We start from the raw sequence: 16,779 nt of genomic DNA, 5'->3' as shown, positions 1-16,779 counted from the left end.
CTAACCAGATGGATTAAGCAAAGTATCCATCAAACTGGCGTAGGCTTTAACACCCCGAGCACTTGCGTCTAATGCTGAAGGCGCAACCCCAGCCGTACTGGCATCACGTAATTTGGTATCAACAGGGATTACCGAGTGCCACACCGCATCTTCATAAAGGTCCTTTAAGCTGCGCAGGCTTTTATTCGATGCTTGGGTGCGACGATCGTATAGTGTCGGGACAATGGTATAAGGAACAGGTCTTTTTCGAGCGCGGTTGATCATGGTCAAAGTACGAATCATGCGTTCTAATCCTTTGATCGCTAAGAACTCGGTCTGCACAGGAATCACCAGCTGCTGACAAGCGGCCAAGGCATTAATCATTAACACACCTAACACTGGCGGACTATCAATTAACACATAATCGTAATCATCCCAAAGAATTGCTAAGGTTTTGGAAATGACCAATCCCATGCCACCTTGAGCTTGAGCATTTCGCTCTAGGGTTGCTAAAGCAGTCGAGGCTGGTATGAGTGAAAGATTAGGATGCCCCGTTTCAAGAATCACTGAACGCGGCAATGTCTCAGGGATTTTACCGCTTACTTGAAATAAGTCGTAAGCACTGTGCTCGATGGAATCTGGGTCAAAGCGAAAATAGCTAGTTAGTGAGCCATGTGGATCCAAATCGATCATTAACACACGATGGCCAGCATCCGCTAACAATCCGGATAAACTAACAACGGTCGTGGTTTTCCCTACGCCACCCTTTTGATTTGCCACCGCCCAAATGTGCACACCGACCCCTTAGATGCTATGCAAGAAATTTACGTAATTATTGCACCACAATCATATACATTAACTTGCTAGTTAAACAAGTAATCGTGCAAGTTATCCGATCTCTGCTTGCTAATTTTAAGTGTTACTCGGCGATTTTGTGCTCGAGCAAAGTCATTGGTATTTCTAACCTGCGGGTTTTCACTGGAAAAGCCTATAGGCGCCAATAACTTAGGATCAATACCACGGTATACTAATTCATCCACTACCGAGGCCGCACGCAAACTGGAAAGGTGCCAGTTCGAAGGGATACGAGTGGAATTTGTCGGGGTATCATCCGTGTTACCCAACACCATAATAGGAGCGGGATAGCTGCGTAAAATATTAGAAATGACAATCATCAAAGCGACCGCCTCATTGGTCAACTCAAAATCACCTTGATCGAAAACCAAGGCCGCCTTCATATCGAGCGTGATCCAATTGGCATCTTCGGTGATCGAAATATTCCCTTGAGATTGAAGCGTAGGAAATTGCGAATTAATCGACTGGTTCAAGGCTTCATATAATGGACTGCGCCCTTCTACTTCCCCTGGCGGATTATCGGCCTCGGAATCTTCTGGCGGAGCCACCTCTAGCAAACGCTCACTATCAGGCTGCCCCGCTACCGGATCACCAACATTGATGGGCTTAATCGACTTTTGTACGGCTTCAAATACGCCATTGAGTGTTTCACTGAGCACCTTTTGATCCCCTGCATCCCTTAACGAAATGGAATACAGGGCCACAAAGAAGGCAAACAATAAGGTAATAAAATCAGCGTAAGACAATATCCAGCGGTCACGGTGAGGGGCATCAGCATCTCGGTTACGTGAACGGCGTCGGCGCGGGCTACTCATAGCCACTCAACTCCAAGTCTAAACGCTGCGGATGCTTACCAATGGCAATGCCATGAATGCCATCAATGAACATCTGATTATTAAGTAATTCACGGTCTGCGTAGCGATACAGCTTACGACAGATCGGAAAAATAACCAGGTTGGCAAAACCTTGACCATACAAGGTGGAAACAAACGCCACCGCAATACCATGGCCCAAGGCTTCGGGACTGTCTAAGTTCGCCATCGCTTGAATCAAACCTAACACCGATCCCATAATGCCAAGGGTTGGCGCATAACCACCGATTGATTCTAGAAAGCTGATATGTGCGCCACGCTGGTCGCGAATACGCTCAGCTTCGTCATGCAAACGCTCCGAAAGCAGCTCGGGGTCTGCACCATCAACGGCCATCTGCATGGCACGCATGGCAAAATCATTATTCAACGCCTGCACATCATTCTCTAACGCCAAAATCGAAAAGCGCCTTGCCTTATGTGCCAAATGATTAATAGTACGTCGGTTACTTTCTAGATCGAAAATAGGTGGAAATAAAGACCAGGACAACATGCGCAGCGCAGCAACCGCTTCGTGAACGGTACTTTGTGCTAAGGCGGCACCGAGACTGCCTACCACAACAATAATGGCAGAAGGCAGGTTAAGTAATAAAACGACCTCACCGCCTCCTAGCCAGTTCGCTAGGAATACCGAAGCAAAGGCTACGATTAACCCACCTAGCGTTAATAAGTCCACTAACCAACCTCTTTTACAATACGCTCACCGATATGATCCAAATGAATCACATCATCGGCTAAACCGGCTTTCTCAACCGCTTGCGGCATACCATAGATAACACAGGATTCTTCACTTTGAATCCAAACTCGAGAGCCTGAGTTTTTCAACATACGTGCGCCATCGCGGCCATCTGCGCCCATTCCCGTCATCACAACAGACAACACTTTGCCTGGGTAACATTTGGAAGCAGAACCAAAAGTAATGTCGACAGATGGCTTGTAATTGAGACGCTCATCTCCTTCGAGAATGCGCACACAGCCACCATTACGAGAATCCACCATCATCTGTTTGCCACCCGGTGCTAATAAAGCTACGCCCGGCACCAATTTATCGCCATCTTCAGCTTCTTTCACTTTGATTTGACAGATATTGTTTAAACGATCGGCAAAAGCATGAGTGAACGCAGCTGGCATGTGCTGCACTAGCACTAATGGCACAGGAAAGTCTTTAGGTAGCTTAGTCAATACCGCCTGTAACGCCATTGGTCCACCGGTCGAAGTACCGATCGCAACCAAGCTGACTTTTTTACGCGCTCGTGGAATGATGACACCACGATCGCCACTGACGACGATTGGTCTCGGCGCCACTTTGGTAACCACTCGAGCGGCAGGCGCTAAACTGCCTCCCACACGGGTACGAGCTACCGTCAGCACACGTTCAATCAAGGTCTGCTTGACCACCGCTGAATCACGAGAAATATCCTCGAAATTCTTCGGCATAAAGTCGACAGCGCCCGCTTCCAAAGCATCAAGCGTCACCCGTGCACCTTCATGTGTTAATGATGAAAACATCAACACAGGAGTAGGCTTACGCTTCATAATTTCGGACACAGCAGAGATACCGTCAAGAACAGGCATCTCATAGTCCATGGTTACGACATCAGGAGATAGAGCTTGAACCTTATCAACGGCTTCCCTGCCATTGTTCGCAGTCCCCACCACTTGTAGGCGTGGGTCTGCACTGAATATTTCGACGAGTCGACGACGGAAAAAACCCGAGTCATCAACCACCAGCACCTTCACTGGCATAATACAGCTCCTATAACTTGTCTATCGCGAAGCATAGGATTTCAGCATACTCGGCACATCCAAGATGATGGCAATTCGACCATCACCGGTAATGGTTGCACCCGCCATACCCGGCGTACCTTGCAACATTTTTCCAAGCGGCTTAATCACTACTTCTTCTTGGCCAACCAATTGGTCTACCACGAAGCCAACTTCATTCATTCCAACTTGCACCACGACAACGTGCGCTTCCGCAGGTTTGTCTTCGTAGGCAGCGCCTTTAATCAACCAGTCTTTCAAATGGAAGATTGGCAGAGTTTTGCCACGAATCACGACCACTTGCTGACCATCAACAATGTTGGTCTTCTTAAGATTCAAATGAAAGATTTCATTGACACTGACTAGCGGGAAAGCAAACGCTTGATTGTTTAACATCACCATCAAGGTTGGCATGATCGCTAGTGTCAAAGGCACCTTAATACTAAAGCGCGAGCCTTGGCCTAATACTGACTTGATATCCAGGGTACCGTTCAGTTGTGAGATCTTCGTTTTAACAACGTCCATCCCTACACCACGACCTGATACATCTGTGATCTCAGCTTTTGTTGAGAAGCCCGGCGCAAAAATCAGATTAAAGGCTTCATCATCGGACAGGCGTTCAGCACTATCACTGTCCATTAAGCCTTTTTCTACGGCCTTTCTACGCAGCAAGTCAGCATCCATACCAGCACCATCATCATCGATGGATAGCAAGATATGGTCACCTTCTTGCTCAGCCGACAGGATCACCGTACCAACGCGCGGCTTACCTTTCGCTTCACGGACATCCGGAGCTTCTACACCATGGTCAACCGAGTTACGCACCAAGTGGACCAATGGATCGGCAAGGGCTTCAACCAAGTTTTTGTCTAGGTCCGTTTCTTCACCACGAAGCTCTAAATTCACTTCTTTTTTCAGGTTACGGGCCAGATCTCGAACCACTCGCGGGAAACGACCGAATACCTTTTTAATAGGTTGCATACGCGTTTTCATTACCGCGTTTTGCAAATCACCTGTTACCACGTCAAGGTTAGCAACGGCTTTGCTCATGGACTCATCGTCGCTTTGCAAACCTAAACGAACCAATCGGTTACGCACCAATACTAGCTCGCCCACCATGTTCATGATGTCATCTAGACGTTTGGTATCAACACGCACAGTGGTTTCTTGCACCACTGGCGCATGCTGAGATTTCTCTTTGTCTTGCTCCGGCACTTCTGCTTTCGGTTTAGGTGCAGGCGGCGCAGGTTTCTTAGGTGCTGCTTTAGCTTTTGGTTTTTCGGCTTTCTTCTCTGGTTCAGGTTTTGCCGCGGCGGCTTCAGGTTTAGCTTGGTCTTTCGCTACCGATTCTTCTTTAGCGTTTGGCCCCTGACCTTTGCCATGTAAGCTGTCTAGTAGCTGCTCAAACTCATCTTCCGTAATCAGGTCGGATTCAGAAGAAGCTGGCGCATCATTTTGTAACGATTCATTTTTAGCTGAATCATTGCTTGCAACATCATCCGATACGCCCGGTGCACCACTACCATGAAGCTGGTCTAATAAGGCTTCGAATTCATCTTCGGTAATATCATCTGATTCAGCGGCCGCTGGCGATTCTGCAGGCGCATCCATTCCTGGTGCACTATTGCCATGCAGTTGATCAAGCAAAGCATCGAATTCGTCTTCTGTAATATCGTCAGATTCAGGTTCGCTATTACTACTCGTAGCACTGCTCTCAGGAACATCATCAGATGAACCTAATGCACTGAGTAATGACTCAAATTCGTCGTCGGAAATATCTTCATGCTCTGGAGCTGACTCTACTGACTCTTCGGCCACTTCCTCAACAACGTCTTCAGCCGCTTCGTCTTCCTCTTCATCAGAGTCGTCCTGCAGCTCATCTTCAGTTTGAGGCTTAGCAAAGTAACTTAACGATTCGATAATTTGAGGATCTGCAGGCTCAGGCTCTCCGCCAGCGCGAACGGTTTCAAACATCTCATTGACAGCATCAAGCGCCTGTAACACAACATCCATCAACTCAGAGTCAACTTTACGCTGATGGTTACGGAGGATATCGAAGACGTTCTCCGCATAGTGACAACAGTCTACCAATGCGGTCAGCTGAAGAAATCCAGCACCACCCTTAACCGTATGGAAACCTCGGAAAATCGCATTTAATAACGCCGTATCTTCCGGGTTTTGCTCCAAATCCACCAATTGCTCTGAGAGCTGTTCCAGGATTTCTCCAGCTTCTACCAAAAAATCCTGTAGAATTTCTTCATCGACCTCGAAACTCATCCGCAGCAGCTCCTTTTAAAAACCAAGACTCGAAAGTAGATCGTCAACTTCGTCCTGGTTATTTAGTACTTCAGGGTTATCATTCTTATTAATCGCTGGCCCATGGCCTCGATCGTCATCACGTTCCTTGTTCTCTGACTCATGCTCGATACCAGAGATGCTATCAACTCGACCGGCAACAGAAACAAGGTGCACTAAACGCTCTTCTACATCGCGTATTAGCTCGTTAACACGTGTAATCACTTGTCCAGTTAGGTCTTGATAGCCTTGCTCTAACAAAATAGTATTTAAATTGTTATGCAAGGTTGTCGCGCTTTCATCCGTGTACTTCAAAAACGCATCAATTCGTTTGTACAAATCGCGAAATTCTTGTGGTGTTAAATCACGCTGAATCAGACGATTCCAATCTTTATGAAGTTCTCGAGCTTGATTTTGCAACTCACTGGCAACCGGCACACTACTATCCACCATATCCATGGTTTTGTTAGCAGCAGAGCTGGTCATCTCAATAACATAATTCAAGCGATCTGAAGCATCTGTGATTCGAGAGCCGGCTTCGGCATCAGAAACGCCGCTTTTCACCATCATGTCTACCGAGTCGATTTGAAAATCTCGAATGGCATCATGCAAGCTACGAGTTAAACAACCAACTTCGTTATAAAAACTTTTATGGCGAGCCTCGCTTAATTCTTGGATAACCTTGATTGCTCCACTAAAGTCACCGACTTCAATTTTATTGAGCAAATCAACCGCACCATCTTTTACGACGGTCTCGAATTCCCCAAGTTTTGACTCGTTTTCACTAGACATTTCCAGCCCCTATTTTGCGGAATCGATACGTTCGAAAATCTTTTCGATTTTTTCCTTCAAGGCCACTGCAGTAAAAGGTTTCACAACATAACCGTTCACGCCCGCTTGAGCCGCAGCAATGATCTGATCACGTTTGGCTTCAGCAGTAACCATTAAAACAGGAATAGTTTTCAGTTTTTCGTCAGCTCGAACAGCTCGAAGCAACTCAATACCTGTCATACCAGGCATGTTCCAGTCCGTCACAAGAAAATCAATTGTGCCTGTTTGCAGAATAGGTAGCGCAGTCGTTCCATCATCTGCCTCGACTGTATTGGTAAATCCCAAATCCCTCAGTAGATTTTTGATGATACGTCTCATCGTTGAGAAATCATCAACAATCAGGATTTTCATATTTTTATCCAATGCAACCTCCACAACCCTTAGGTAAAGTCATTTCTATCATATTCATTAATCTTGCCAGCCACTCAGCCTTGAACGCAAACGCATCGCAGCTTGACTATGTATTTGGCTAACTCGTGATTCACTGACGCCCAAAACGGCACCAATTTCTTTTAAATTCAATTCGTCATTGTAATACAAAGACAACACCAGCTTTTCACGTTCTGGTAAACGGTCGATCTCTTGTGCTAGTTGGGATTGGAAGCCCGCTTCAGCCACTAACTGATCAGGCTGACTGCTTTCGCCCTCAACCTTTATATCCAATTCATGGCTACCCGTCTCACTATCCAACATTTCTTCATAGCTAAACAACTGAGTAGACATAGAGGAATGCAGGATTTCATGATATTCGTCAATACTAATACCCATATGGGCAGCAACTTCAATATCCGTTGCCTCACGACCACTGATGGATTCTACTTCTCGAATGGCACTACTTACCGCTCGGCTATTACGTCGAACTGAGCGAGGCGCCCAATCACTCTTACGCACTTCGTCCATCATGGCGCCACGAATACGAATACCAGCATAGGTCTCGAATGAGGCACCTTTAGTCGATTCGAAGCGTTTGTAGGCTTCAATAAGGCCCATCATCCCTGCTTGTATTAGGTCATCGATATCCACACTGCTTGGCAATCGAGCCAGCAAATGATAGGCGATTTTTTTAACCAGAAAATCATATTTCTGTACCATCGCATCTATCGATAACGTCGCCTTCTTTGTATACATGCTACATCCATCTTTGCGTTGTTATACGCTAAAACTGTAAAACTGTTATCTGAAGTACATTTGCTATCAATGTACTATACAGTCCTCAGAATTTCTCTGCCAAATAACGTAATTTTACGAAACTAACTTCCGTACTTAAGAGCTCCATATAATTGACCGAACTGTTCAGCAGTATAAACCGCTCGGCTAATCAGGTTGTGGGCCCTAGCAGGTTCTATATCATCGGGAATTCTCTGGCCGTCTGCCACATACATAACAGGCAGACCTTCTTCTATCACCACACTGATAGCTTCACCTAACGAGGCAGACTCATCTAGCTTACTTAAAACGCAGCCATCAAGCTGAATTTGAGAATAAACATCCACCACTGTTTTTAAAACTTGTCGTTGGCTGGTGCAAGGTAAAACCAACAGTTTCTTGAGGTAACCCCGTGCACGCTTCATCATAGCAAGCTGACGCTCAAGGTTGCGGTCGCGAGGATTCATCCCAGCCGTATCCACCAAAATCAGCGAATAGTCCGAATACTTATCTAACACTTCATTCAGGTCAGTGTACTCATTGACCACTTCGACTGGTACATTGAGAATGCGACCAAAGGTTCTAAGTTGCTCATGCGCGGCGATACGGTAGGTATCCGTGGTAATCAAAACAACACTTTGTGAGCCATATTTCAACACATACTGTGCGGCAATTTTACCAATCGTTGTCGTTTTACCAACGCCTGTTGGCCCCATAAATGCGATGCAGCCACTGAAGGCTTCGCTAGAAGAACGGATGGGGATACTATCAGCTAAATGTGACAAAGCTTTTTTCCAATCTTCCTCTCGTCCTGTTAAAGAAAGATCTGAAACGATTTTATCAATCACGCGATCCGATAAACCTAGCGTTTTTAGTTGCTCATGGAGTCGTTGATCTAATGTCTGACGTTTTACGGCATTCGCTTGAGCCGCGGCTTGGTGTTTATCTTCTTGGCTTTGTTCGAGCAGTCGTCGCACCTGCTCAAGCTCTTTCTCCATCGCTCGAAGCTTCTCTTCATCTGGAGACGGCCGTACCTGAACATGAGGTCTGATAGAGAGATCTTCTTGAATGGCAGGTTCAGACTCAACGTAACGATTTGGCGGAGCAACAGGGGCTTCTTCAAATACCTCGTACGCTTCCCCTTTTGGTTTAGATTTGGGCGAAGCGGCATTACCACTTAAGTTACGCGCTTGTTGAATGCGTTCTTGATAGGAAGCACTTGGTTGAGCGACTCGAGCATTGCTAGCGGCAGCTGGAGCACTTTTTTGCGCAGGATTCTGATGACTTGATCCTGCAGACGTGGGCGATATAGAGCCATCGTAATCAATGGCAATGAGAATTTCGACTTCCCCAGTAGGAAGGCGCTTATTGGACATTATGACAGCATCAGGCCCCACAGCGTCACGTATCTTACGTATCGCCTTTTGCATATCGGGAGCTCGAAACCGCCTATACTGCATTGAATACCAGTCCTTTAAGTCTATTTATGCATACAAATCCATAGCTTACCCGAAAGGTTTTGATAAATATAGCTCGAAAATCAATGCTTTTCCTTATTTCACCCACCAATTACAGCCACCACGGTGACACGTTTATTATCCGGTACTTCTTGGTAAGAAAGCACAGACATACCAACCCCGCCGTAACGCATAAAACGCGCTAACATGGGTCGAATCGGAGCAGATACAATGAGAATTGGTGCATTACCCATCGCTTCCTGTTGCTCAGCATGCTCACGGAATGAACGCTGTAACTGTTCCGCCATTTGCGGCTCTAAGATAAGAGCTTCTTCATTTTTAATACCAGACTGCTGACTCTGCTGCACCGTTTGCATGAGCATTTTCTCAAGCTGAGGATCCAGAGTCATCACAGGCACTTCCTCTACCCCTTCTGCCAAGGACTGCATAATCATACGCGCCAATGAAGTACGCACTGCAGCCGTTAAAATCATAGGATCCTGTGACTTAGGCTGAACCCCCATGATCGCCTCAGCAATGGTACGCATATCGCGCAGGGGAACGCTCTCTTGCAATAGGTTCTGCAACACCTTGAGCAAGACACTTAATGGTACGGTATTGGGCACTAGCTCTTCCGCCAGCTTAGGATTGTGCTGTTTAAGTAATCCTAACAACTGCTGCACTTCATCATGCCCAATCAGCTCATAAGCATGCTTCTGCATCACTTGGTTAATATGTGTGGCCACCACAGTACTGACATCCACCACGGTATAACCATAGGTTTGTGCTTGGTCGCGCTTTTTCACATCAATCCAAACCGCATCCAAACCGAAGGAGGGATCTTTACCTGGAATACCATCAATAGTACCAAACACCTGCCCAGGATCGATCGCTAGCTCTTTATCAGGATGCACTTCTGCTTCGGCGAGGCTCACTCCCATTAGGGTAATGCGGTAAGCATTGGGCATTAAATCTAGGTTATCGCGTATATGCACACTGGGCACCAGAAAGCCTAACTCTTGTGACAGCTTGCGACGCACCCCTTTAATACGCGCCAACAGCTCCCCGCCTTGGCTTTTATCTACTAAAGGAATAAGACGATAACCCACTTCTAAACCAAGCATATCGACTGGCGCCACATCTTCCCAGCTGAGGTCTTTACTCTCAGCAGGCGGCTGTGCCGTACTAGAACCGTCTCCTTGCGTTGCACCTTTAGCAGCAGAGCGAACCGTTGCTTTCTGTTTTTTTCGATACTCACTGTAGTAAGCACCAGCCGCCACCAAGGCAGCCAGTGAGAGGAATGAAAAGTGCGGCATCCCCGGCACAATACCCATGATCGTTAGAATGGCGGCAGCAACATATAAAGCTTTGCTTGAACCAAACATTTGACCATAAATTTGCTGGCCCATGTCCCCCGATTCATTCACTCGGGTCACCATGATCGCCGCTGCGGTCGACAACATTAGCGAGGGAATTTGCGCCACTAGACCATCACCAATGGTCAGCAATGAGTAGACTTGGATCGCCTCAACAAACGACAAGCCATGCTGCATAGTCCCAATCAACAGACCACCAACAATGTTGATACCCAAGATCATCATACCCGCGACAGCATCGCCCTTTACGAATTTCGAGGCACCGTCCATGGAGCCGTAGAATTCCGCTTCAGCAGAAACCTCATCACGGCGCTGCTTCGCTTGGTCAGCATCAATCATGCCAGCGTTCAAATCTGCATCGATCGCCATCTGTTTACCCGGCATAGCATCCAAGGTAAAACGCGCACTTACTTCGGAAATACGCCCTGCACCCTTGGTCACTACGGCAAAGTTGATGATCATCAAGATGGCGAACACAACAAAACCCACCACATAGTCACCACCGATCACCACCTCACCAAAGGCTTGGATAACCTTACCCGCGGCATCCCCCCCTTCATGACCATTCAGCAGTACAACACGAGTCGAGGCCACGTTCAGCGCCAAGCGCATCAAGGTGGACACCAGCAGTATGGTCGGGAATACGGCGAAATCTAATGGGCGCATGGAATACACTGCCACCAATAAAACCACGATGGCCAATGCAATATTGAAGGTAAATAAGACATCTAAGAGGAAGGCTGGCAGCGGCAAGACCATCATAGCCAGCAACGCTAATAGAATAAATGGCACCCCTATATTACCACTTAGGATACCCTTCATCTGTCCAGTTATGCGCTGACGATCAAACTCCACTTATACCTCGGTACATAAACAATCAAAGATCCCCATTCCATTGAAACTCATCTGGCACATCTAGATCTGGCATTCGCTCGGGTGGTTTTTCACCACTTCGAGCCAGCCTTAGCTGATAAACATAGGCAAGTAACTGAGCAATCACCTTAAATAGACCTTCAGGGATTTCATCACCGATTTCAGTGTGTTTATACACTGCACGGGTTAATGCCGGAGATTGTATCACAGGGATATCGTAGAAATTGCCAATCTCCCGAATCTTCAAGGCAATAAAATCATTACCTTTCGCGAGCAGGACCGGCGCTTTACCACTGGTCTGATCGTACTTTAGGGCCACAGAATAGTGCGTCGGGTTGGTAATAATCACATCAGCTTTTGGTACATCTGACATCATACGACGCATAGCCGCTTGGCGTTGCAACTGACGAATACGGCCTTTCACCTGAGGGTCACCTTCAGATTGCTTGTATTCGTCTTTTACCTCTTGCTTGGTCATTTTTAATTTGTCTTTGTGCTGCCAAGCCTGAAACGGCACATCAATCGCGGCAATAATAATCAAAGACGATGACACCAAAATAAATGCCCAAATCAAGATTTCCAAAGTATGACTTAACGCCGTTCCAATGGTCTCAAATGCCAACCCAGTCAAGGTTGGCAAATAGTGCATCAAAACAAACGCAGCAACCGTCCCCACCAACAAAATTTTTAACGTGGACTTTAGGAGCTCTACTAAAGACTGCACCGAAAACATTCGTTTCAGACCAGCAATAGGATTCATTTTGGAAAACTTGGGCGCCACCGCTTGTAGGGTAAAGTTAAAGCCCCCTAAAGCCACGCTACCGATAATCCCCGCCGCCGCGACGATCAACATAAATATGGTGATGGAATCTATGGCCGTCATGATGGAGACATACAAATGATGAATCATCATGGCGACATCAAATAAATCTTCTCGGGCAATTGAGAAATTGAACGAATAGAGTCGCATGAGATCGTCAACGATCAGCATGCCCACCATATACATCGCCAGTGCCGAAACGACCAAGAGCGCTGCGCTGCTTAGATCTCTAGACCGAGCAACGTTACCTTTTTCACGGGCGTCTTGGACTTTCTTGGCACTGGCGTCTTCGGTTTTTTCGGTACCGTCTTCGTTCTCAGCCATGTGCGCTGATCCCCCACGTTTCTTGCAACCAAGTTGTCATTTCTTGGAAGAATAACCGATAGATATCCAAAAAGTCTTGCAGCATGATCCAGATAAACAGCAGTGAGAACAGCATGATCACAGGAAAGCCCATGGCAAAGATATTTAGCTGCGGCGACGCTTTCGCCACGATACCAAATGAGATATTCATAATCAGCGTTGCCACAGCAAGCGGAAGCACTACCAATAAGCCTTTCTCAAACAACCAGCCCCCCAACATCACCACATCCCAGTAACGCTGACTATCAAAGCCACTGCCTACAGGCCAATAGTCGAAACTCTCGACTAAATACTCAATCATGATCAAGTGACCATTAGTACCGAGAAAAGCCAAGCCAGCCATGGTCATATAATACTGACCAACAGTAGCAACCGTAATACCGTTTGCAGGGTCGTTTGACATAGCAAAACCTAAGCCCGCTTTCATCGCCGCCAATTGCCCCGCTAAAGCAAAAATCTGAAACAAAACAGTGACAACAAAGCCTAGGACAATGCCGACAATCAGTTGTTCAGCAATCAATAGAATAAACGCGGGGGAAATAGGATCGTAGGTCGGAATCGTGATCACAGGGGTAACAATAATAGAGATCACAAAGGCAAAAATTAGTCGTACACGCACGCTGACTAATTGGCTACCAAACAATGGCAAGGCCATTAAAAACGCCCCGATTCGAAAAAACGGCAGCAGAAAACTGACCACTAACGCCATCAATTGATCAGGATTAAGCTCCAACATCAGCCAATCAACATAGGAATATCAATAAAGAGTTGATTGAAAAAGTCCGTCAGACTCATCAATAGCCAAGGTCCCAAATGCATAATGGCAAAAATAGTTACCACAAAACGCGGTAAAAAGGTCAACGTCTGCTCGTTAATTTGTGTCGCGGCTTGAAACACACTTACCATTAAGCCAACCACCAAGCTCGGCACCATTACCGCAGACACCATAACAACGATGAGATAGAAGCCTTGCCCATAAAGATCGAGAATTACCTGCGGATCCATAGTTACACCCCAAAGCTAGCAGCTAATGTGCCCATAATCATCGACCAACCGTCCACCATGACAAAGAGCATAATTTTAAATGGCAAAGAGATAATTACCGGTGACAGCATCATCATACCCATGGCCATCAAGACACTGGCCACAACCATGTCCACTATCAGAAATGGAATAAACAACATAAAGCCGATTTGAAATGCGGTCTTCAATTCACTGGTAACAAATGCAGGCATCAATATAGTAAAAGGAAGCTCATCGAGAGAATTAATCTCTCCCTCTTTACCCGCCAGCTTTACATACAAGGCCACATCGTCTTCTCGAGTCTGCGCCAACATAAACTCTCGCACAGGTCCAGAGGCGGCTTCCACCGCCTGCATAGAGGTCATTTCGTTATTGAGATACGGCTGCAGTGCCAGTTCATTTATTTTATCTAGGGTAGGCGTCATGATGAACAAGGTCAGAAATAACGCCATACCTAACATAATTTGGTTCGATGGTGACTGTTGCAAACCCATGGCTTGTCGCAGAATCGACAGCACTATAATGATGCGGGTAAAGGATGTCATCATGATCAATGCGGCTGGCAATAGCGTCAGCGCCGTCATGATAAAGAGGATTTGTAACGTTACTGTGTATTCCTGACTGCCGTCTGGATTGGTCGTCACAGTGATCGCCTGCAAGCCGGGCTCAGCCCACGCAAACAAAGGCGTTATTAAAAATAACGCAAAGATCACGCGGCAAACATTGGAGAGGTTATTTTTCATTGGCTAACTGTTCATTCATCACTTCGGCAAACTGATTTCCGCTAGCCTCAAATTCATTCAAACAAGTAATGTTATGAGCCGTCGCTCCTAGTAACAGTCGCTTACCTTGCACTTCAACCAAGATCAGTTTCTCTTTAGCACCAATAGATTGCGAGGCGATAACCTGAATCTCAGATTTAGACAATTTATGCTGTAAGCCCTGCAACCGCTTTAAGCCCCAAATCACTAAAGGGATCAAAACGATTAAAAACGCCAACGCTAAGAATAAACGCCAAATAGAAGAAGCGTCAGCCATTTTTATGCCGCCAGAATAAGGTTCAGCAAACACCACCACAGGTAGCAAAGACAGGGCAATAAAGCCTATTAAGCGAAACATCAATGATTTACTTCAGGCGCTTGATACGTTCACTCGGACTGACCACATCAGTCAAACGAATACCGTATTTGTCGTTGACCACAACCACCTCGCCATGAGCAATCAAGGTACCATTAACCAACACATCTAGTGGTTCACCGGCAAATCGATCCAATTCAACAACAGACCCCTGAGTCAGCTGCAATAGGTTACGGATGGCGATTTCAGTGTTACCCAGCTCCATCGACAAGGTCACTGGGATGTCCATGATTAGCTCCATATCGGAACTCAGACCTGCCACACTTGGGACAGAACCTAACTGGTCAAGCTGAACTGGTTTCACTTCCTGTTCAGACATAGCCGCTGCCCATTCATCATCTAGATCACCACCTTCTCCAGCATCGCCCGCTTCGGACATTGCCGCGGCCCATTCATCCGCTAAGTCCTGATCCATTCCTTCTGCATCTGGGTTTGTTTCTTCAGCCATATCTAAAACCTAATTTTTTGAATTCTTACAACTTTCAATCATTTCGACGGCATAGTGTCCATTACTGACACCTAGCTTACCCCTGAAGGTCGGCACATTATTGGCTCTTACCGTTACCAATTCAGGCATTTCAATCGGGATTACGTCACCAGCTTTAAATTTCATTACATCGCCAAGTCTGACTTTTTTATTAACCACATTGACCTGTAATTTAACGTCTAACTCGCGCACATCCTGTTCTAATGATTTACCCCAACGCTCATCTTTTTCATCGACATCACTTTGTACACCGGCATCCAAAAGTTCTCGGACCGGCTCAATCATTGAATAAGGGAGGGTAATGTGCAGTTCACCACCACCGCCATCAAGCTCGATGTGGAAAGTAGAGACCACCACCACCTCACTTGGACTAACAATGTTGGCCATCGCCGGGTTTACTTCGGAACTGATGTATTCAAGATCCACTTTCAATACTGGCGCCCAAGCTTCCGTTAAATCAACGAATACTTGCTCTAGCATCAATTGAACGATACGAATCTCGGTCGGGGTAAATTCACGACCTTCAATTTTGGCGTGACGACCATCACCACCAAAAAAGTTATCCACCAGCTTAAAAACCAGTTTAGCATCGAGAATAAACAACGCCGTGCTGCGTAAAGGACGAAATTTAACAAGGTTCAAACTGGTCGGTACATACAAGGTATGTACATACTCACCAAATTTCATAATTTGCAAGCCACCGGATGATACATCCGCGGTACGGCGTAGCAAATTAAACAAGCTGATACGCGTATAACGGGCGAAACGCTCGTTAATCATTTCCAACGTGGGCATTCGCCCACGTACAATGCGCTCTTGGCTGGTAATATCATAAGACAAGATACCACCTGAATCGGCATTATCATCCGTATCAGGTTTTTCATCTGCGCCATGTAATAACGCATCAATTTCGTCTTGAGATAATAAATCTTGCGCAGCCATCTAACCGTCCCTATTGCATCACAAAGTTTGTGAACAATACGTCTTCAATACCACCCATCCCAGTTTCCTGAGTTAGGATATTATTAATGGCTTCAACCGATGAGCTTTTAAGCTTTTGCTTACCTTCAATGGTCTGCAGTTCATCGAAAGACTGGCTCGAGAACAGTAATACTAAGCTGTTACGAATCAATGGCATGTGCAGTTTTACCGCGTCAATCTGACCTTGATCACGGGATTTCAATGTCATATTCAACTGCAAGTAACGCTGCTTACCTGAGACTAAGAAATCCACCACAAATGGCTGATCTAGATCCAAATAAATCGCAGGGCCTTCGGTTTGTACCATTTCCGTTGCCGCGGCACCGTCCCCTTCAACAGCAGCTTCGGAGTCGTCACCACTCAACAACAAGAAATAAGCCGCTGCACCGCCGCCACCGAGTACTAACAACGCCACCAGAATAATGATGATCAGCTTCTTTTTGCCGCCTTTTTTCCCTTCTTCAGCGCCAACATCTAATTCATCTGCCATATACAACCCTTGTTCATGCAAATTAGCGAGTTA

18 protein-coding genes are annotated in these 16,779 nt (G+C 46.3%); all 18 read right to left on the bottom strand.

Going from position 1 to position 16,779, the window contains the following annotated elements; translation table 11 throughout:
* Positions 1-774, bottom strand: a complete 774-nt coding sequence (locus tag ACOSVP_RS01465) for a ParA family protein (RefSeq protein WP_487345740.1) — start codon at positions 772-774, stop codon at positions 1-3.
* A gap of 68 nt (positions 775-842) precedes the next feature.
* Complete coding sequence (locus ACOSVP_RS01460) at positions 843-1,649, bottom strand: flagellar motor protein MotB (protein ID WP_487345739.1); 807 nt, start codon at positions 1,647-1,649, stop codon at positions 843-845.
* Positions 1,642-2,379 carry a flagellar motor protein gene (locus ACOSVP_RS01455; protein WP_487345738.1) on the bottom strand — a complete coding sequence of 246 codons (738 nt, stop codon included), beginning with the start codon at positions 2,377-2,379 and terminating at the stop codon, positions 1,642-1,644. Before ACOSVP_RS01455 ends, ACOSVP_RS01460 begins: the two co-directional genes overlap by 8 nt.
* Positions 2,379-3,449 carry a protein-glutamate methylesterase/protein-glutamine glutaminase gene (locus ACOSVP_RS01450; RefSeq protein ID WP_487345737.1) on the bottom strand — a complete coding sequence of 357 codons (1,071 nt, stop codon included), beginning with the start codon at positions 3,447-3,449 and terminating at the stop codon, positions 2,379-2,381. Before ACOSVP_RS01450 ends, ACOSVP_RS01455 begins: the two co-directional genes overlap by 1 nt.
* A 21-nt stretch (positions 3,450-3,470) precedes the next feature.
* Positions 3,471-5,744 carry a chemotaxis protein CheA gene (locus ACOSVP_RS01445; RefSeq protein WP_487345736.1) on the bottom strand — a complete coding sequence of 758 codons (2,274 nt, stop codon included), beginning with the start codon at positions 5,742-5,744 and terminating at the stop codon, positions 3,471-3,473.
* 15 nt (positions 5,745-5,759) lie between these two features.
* Positions 5,760-6,554 carry a protein phosphatase CheZ gene (locus ACOSVP_RS01440; RefSeq protein WP_487345735.1) on the bottom strand — a complete coding sequence of 265 codons (795 nt, stop codon included), beginning with the start codon at positions 6,552-6,554 and terminating at the stop codon, positions 5,760-5,762.
* A gap of 9 nt (positions 6,555-6,563) precedes the next feature.
* Complete coding sequence (locus tag ACOSVP_RS01435) at positions 6,564-6,944, bottom strand: chemotaxis response regulator CheY (protein WP_425324508.1); 381 nt, start codon at positions 6,942-6,944, stop codon at positions 6,564-6,566.
* A gap of 57 nt (positions 6,945-7,001) precedes the next feature.
* Positions 7,002-7,721, bottom strand: coding sequence for an RNA polymerase sigma factor FliA (locus ACOSVP_RS01430; protein ID WP_487345734.1), 720 nt, complete (start codon positions 7,719-7,721; stop codon positions 7,002-7,004).
* 122 nt (positions 7,722-7,843) lie between these two features.
* Positions 7,844-9,199 carry a flagellar biosynthesis GTPase FlhF gene (gene flhF, locus ACOSVP_RS01425; protein ID WP_487345733.1) on the bottom strand — a complete coding sequence of 452 codons (1,356 nt, stop codon included), beginning with the start codon at positions 9,197-9,199 and terminating at the stop codon, positions 7,844-7,846.
* 98 nt (positions 9,200-9,297) lie between these two features.
* Positions 9,298-11,427 (bottom strand): flagellar biosynthesis protein FlhA, encoded by a 2,130-nt coding sequence (flhA, locus tag ACOSVP_RS01420; protein ID WP_487345732.1) that lies wholly within the window; start codon positions 11,425-11,427, stop codon positions 9,298-9,300.
* Between the two features lie 22 nt (positions 11,428-11,449).
* Complete coding sequence (gene flhB, locus ACOSVP_RS01415) at positions 11,450-12,589, bottom strand: flagellar biosynthesis protein FlhB (protein WP_487345731.1); 1,140 nt, start codon at positions 12,587-12,589, stop codon at positions 11,450-11,452.
* Positions 12,582-13,364, bottom strand: a complete 783-nt coding sequence (gene fliR / locus ACOSVP_RS01410; protein WP_487345730.1) for a flagellar biosynthetic protein FliR — start codon at positions 13,362-13,364, stop codon at positions 12,582-12,584. Before fliR ends, flhB begins: the two co-directional genes overlap by 8 nt.
* On the bottom strand, positions 13,364-13,633 hold the full coding sequence (gene fliQ / locus ACOSVP_RS01405) for a flagellar biosynthesis protein FliQ (protein WP_055461985.1): 270 nt from the start codon (positions 13,631-13,633) through the stop codon (positions 13,364-13,366). The genes fliR and fliQ overlap by 1 nt, the downstream gene beginning before the upstream one ends.
* A 2-nt stretch (positions 13,634-13,635) precedes the next feature.
* Positions 13,636-14,394, bottom strand: a complete 759-nt coding sequence (fliP, locus tag ACOSVP_RS01400; protein WP_487345729.1) for a flagellar type III secretion system pore protein FliP — start codon at positions 14,392-14,394, stop codon at positions 13,636-13,638.
* The gene (gene fliO / locus ACOSVP_RS01395) at positions 14,384-14,770 is read right to left on the bottom strand and encodes a flagellar biosynthetic protein FliO (RefSeq protein WP_487345728.1); all 387 of its coding nucleotides are present in this window, start codon (positions 14,768-14,770) and stop codon (positions 14,384-14,386) included. Before fliO ends, fliP begins: the two co-directional genes overlap by 11 nt.
* 7 nt (positions 14,771-14,777) lie before the next feature.
* Entirely contained in the window at positions 14,778-15,236 is a 459-nt protein-coding gene (gene fliN / locus ACOSVP_RS01390; RefSeq protein ID WP_487345727.1) for a flagellar motor switch protein FliN, read from the bottom strand.
* A gap of 9 nt (positions 15,237-15,245) precedes the next feature.
* On the bottom strand, positions 15,246-16,217 hold the full coding sequence (fliM, locus tag ACOSVP_RS01385) for a flagellar motor switch protein FliM (RefSeq protein ID WP_487345726.1): 972 nt from the start codon (positions 16,215-16,217) through the stop codon (positions 15,246-15,248).
* Positions 16,218-16,227: 10 nt separating this feature from the next.
* Positions 16,228-16,746, bottom strand: coding sequence for a flagellar basal body-associated FliL family protein (locus ACOSVP_RS01380; protein ID WP_487345725.1), 519 nt, complete (start codon positions 16,744-16,746; stop codon positions 16,228-16,230).
* Between the last annotated feature and the right edge of the window lie 33 nt (positions 16,747-16,779).

The organism is Marinomonas sp. HM11-D, from assembly GCF_057626615.1.
The sequence above is the reverse complement of the archived record's forward strand: the minus strand, read 5'-3'. Positions and strand labels throughout refer to the sequence as shown.

Bases quoted from the DNA above. Each gene is read 5' to 3' on its own strand.
- ACOSVP_RS01450 (WP_487345737.1), bottom strand. From the start codon at position 3,449: ATGCCAGTGAAGGTGCTGGTGGTTGATGACTCGGGTTTTTTCCGTCGT.
- fliP (WP_487345729.1), bottom strand. From the start codon at position 14,394: ATGAAAAATAACCTCTCCAATGTTTGCCGCGTGATCTTTGCGTTATTT.
- ACOSVP_RS01440 (WP_487345735.1), bottom strand. From the start codon at position 6,554: ATGTCTAGTGAAAACGAGTCAAAACTTGGGGAATTCGAGACCGTCGTA.
- fliR (WP_487345730.1), bottom strand. From the start codon at position 13,364: ATGTTGGAGCTTAATCCTGATCAATTGATGGCGTTAGTGGTCAGTTTT.
- flhB (WP_487345731.1), bottom strand. From the start codon at position 12,589: ATGGCTGAGAACGAAGACGGTACCGAAAAAACCGAAGACGCCAGTGCC.
- flhF (WP_487345733.1), bottom strand. From the start codon at position 9,199: ATGCAGTATAGGCGGTTTCGAGCTCCCGATATGCAAAAGGCGATACGT.
- fliN (WP_487345727.1), bottom strand. From the start codon at position 15,236: ATGGCTGAAGAAACAAACCCAGATGCAGAAGGAATGGATCAGGACTTA.
- fliO (WP_487345728.1), bottom strand. From the start codon at position 14,770: ATGTTTCGCTTAATAGGCTTTATTGCCCTGTCTTTGCTACCTGTGGTG.
- fliQ (WP_055461985.1), bottom strand. From the start codon at position 13,633: ATGGATCCGCAGGTAATTCTCGATCTTTATGGGCAAGGCTTCTATCTC.
- ACOSVP_RS01460 (WP_487345739.1), bottom strand. From the start codon at position 1,649: ATGAGTAGCCCGCGCCGACGCCGTTCACGTAACCGAGATGCTGATGCC.
- ACOSVP_RS01430 (WP_487345734.1), bottom strand. From the start codon at position 7,721: ATGTATACAAAGAAGGCGACGTTATCGATAGATGCGATGGTACAGAAA.
- fliM (WP_487345726.1), bottom strand. From the start codon at position 16,217: ATGGCTGCGCAAGATTTATTATCTCAAGACGAAATTGATGCGTTATTA.
- ACOSVP_RS01435 (WP_425324508.1), bottom strand. From the start codon at position 6,944: ATGAAAATCCTGATTGTTGATGATTTCTCAACGATGAGACGTATCATC.
- ACOSVP_RS01380 (WP_487345725.1), bottom strand. From the start codon at position 16,746: ATGGCAGATGAATTAGATGTTGGCGCTGAAGAAGGGAAAAAAGGCGGC.
- ACOSVP_RS01445 (WP_487345736.1), bottom strand. From the start codon at position 5,744: ATGAGTTTCGAGGTCGATGAAGAAATTCTACAGGATTTTTTGGTAGAA.